Source organism: Acinetobacter sp. YH1901141, from assembly GCF_013416935.1.
GTDB lineage: Bacteria > Pseudomonadota > Gammaproteobacteria > Pseudomonadales > Moraxellaceae > Acinetobacter > Acinetobacter towneri.
In genome coordinates this window covers 1-1,353 of record NZ_VPEY01000074.1, presented here as the reverse complement: position 1 = coordinate 1,353, position 1,353 = coordinate 1, and the positions used below count along the sequence as shown (strand labels likewise).

At 37.2% G+C, this 1,353-nt stretch carries 1 protein-coding gene; it reads left to right on the top strand.

Features of this window, described 5'->3' with window-relative positions; all coding sequences use genetic code 11:
• Positions 1–517 precede the first annotated feature (517 nt).
• Positions 518–1,353: multicopper oxidase domain-containing protein (locus FTV52_RS14510; RefSeq protein ID WP_179991044.1), on the top strand; the 836-nt coding region annotated here is incomplete at its 3' end.

The following is a 1,353-nucleotide window of genomic DNA, read 5'->3' as shown; positions in this document are numbered from 1 at the left end:
TTGAAATTCCGTTAAGATATTTTGGATTAAATTCTATTCCTAGATAGCATTCGTGTTGACTCATCTCTCCAAAAAACTTTGGTTTTGTTTTCTTATGGTTTTTGCCATAGGATGGAGTAGTGTGTCTGTTGCATCAGTAAAGATAATGCATATCAATATGCAAACTGAAATGAGCCAAGATCATTGTTTAGATCAAGCACAGCAAGTCACTCAACATGGTATTAATCACGAAGTACAGACGAATACCGATTGCCATAATCATTTAGCTATTAATCAGAATATAGATCACAAAAAGTGTCAGGAATGTTCTAGCTTATCCTGCCAGACAGAGATCTCATGTCTTCATTCTTTGCAAAGCTCGCTAGATCCCCTAGATACCTTCTATTCTATAGATCAGCCTAATTTTTATTACCTCAACCAATATCTAAATGGGTATTGGCAAGAAATTTCACGTCCTCCTAAAACTTAACCAATTTTTTTTAAAATTTATTTATTTTTCAAAAATTAAGGTTAAGTTATGTCTCATAAAATTAGTTCGTACCTATTAGCAGGTATTTGTTTTGCATCGTCGCCTTTGGTTTTTGCCGAAGTGCGTGAATATCAGCTTGTTATTGATGAAGCAGTGGTCAGCCCAACTGGAAAGCCTGTAAAGCGCATTACCGTAAATGGTCAATTTCCTGCGCCTTTGCTTGAGTTTGAAGAGGGTGATGAAGCCATCATTCGCGTGAAAAATAATTTAAAAAACCAAGATTCTTCTATTCATTGGCACGGACTGTTGTTGCCGGGCATTATGGATGGTGTACCAGGATTTAATGGTTTTAACGGTATTAAGCCTCAAAGCGAGTATGTTTATAAATTCAAGATTCGCCAAAGCGGGACTTATTGGTATCACGCTCATTCTAAAGGACAGGAACAAGACGGCTTATATGGTTCTTTTGTGATTTATCCAAAAGGTAAAACACCATTGGCAGCACATGAAAAAGCTGAACGTGACTATGTGGTGATGTTGTCAGATTTTCATGAAAAAACCAGTGATCAAATTCAGAAAGATCTTAAAATTTCAGCTGAATATTATCAAGATCAGCGTGAAACCTTGGGTGATGTTTGGAAGCAGGTTAAACGTGATGGCATAAAAGCGACATGGTCTGACCGCAAAATGTGGAATCAGATGCGTATGCTAAAAACCGACATGTCGGATGTTACAGGTTATACCTTCCTCATTAATGGCAAAACACCTGAACAAAATTGGACAGGAATGTTTAAACCGAATGAAAAAATTCGCCTACGTTTTGTGAATGCATCTGCGATGTCTTTCTACGATGTCCGTATTCCTAACTTGAAAATGACTGTGGT